Raw genomic sequence first — 665 nt, 5'->3', positions numbered from 1 at the left:
GCGACTGCTCGGCTGCGACGCTGTCGCCGGCCTTGACCAGGATTTCGATGACCTTGGCCTTGCCATCCGAGCCGATGTCCGGCACGAAGACGTCCTGCACCGAGACGGCGGCTGCCGGTGTGGGGGCTGCAGCCGGAGCCGCGGCAGGGGCCGGTGCGGCGGCAGGTGCAGCAGCCTGGGCTGGAGCCGGGGCGGCCGCAGCGGCGCCAGCAACGCGCAGCTTGAGGATCAGGGCGCCGGTGCCGACGTCGTCATCCAGCTTGACCTCGATGCTCTCCACCACGCCTGCGGCAGGGGAGGGGATCTCCATGCTGGCCTTGTCGGATTCCAGGGTGATCAGCGACTGCTCGGCGGCGACGGTATCGCCGGCCTTGACCAGGATTTCGATGACCTTGGCGGTGCCGTCCGAGCCGATGTCCGGCACGAAGACTTCCTGCACGCTGGAGGCGGCGGCCGCCGGGGCGGGGGGCTGTGTCGGTGCGGCGGCGGGCTGCTCTTCAGCCTTGGGCGCGGGAGCTGCAGCCTGAGCGGGCGCCGCGGCAGCGGCACCCTCGATTTCCAGTTCCAGCAGTTCGTCGCCTTCCTTGAGGCGGTCGCCCAGCTTGACCTTCAGGCTCTTGATCACGCCGGCCTTGGGAGCCGGGATTTCCATGCTGGCCTTGTCC

Annotated in this window: 1 protein-coding gene; it reads right to left on the bottom strand. The window is 70.1% G+C overall.

Translation table 11 applies throughout. The features are described 5' to 3' along the window. Positions 1-665: biotin/lipoyl-containing protein (locus ACFW0B_RS25880; protein WP_449151807.1), on the bottom strand; the 665-nt coding region annotated here is incomplete at both ends.

Origin of the sequence: Metapseudomonas phytobenefica, assembly GCF_043392685.1 — a bacterium.
Lineage (GTDB): Bacteria > Pseudomonadota > Gammaproteobacteria > Pseudomonadales > Pseudomonadaceae > Metapseudomonas.
The sequence above is the reverse complement of the archived record's forward strand: the minus strand, read 5'-3'. Positions and strand labels throughout refer to the sequence as shown.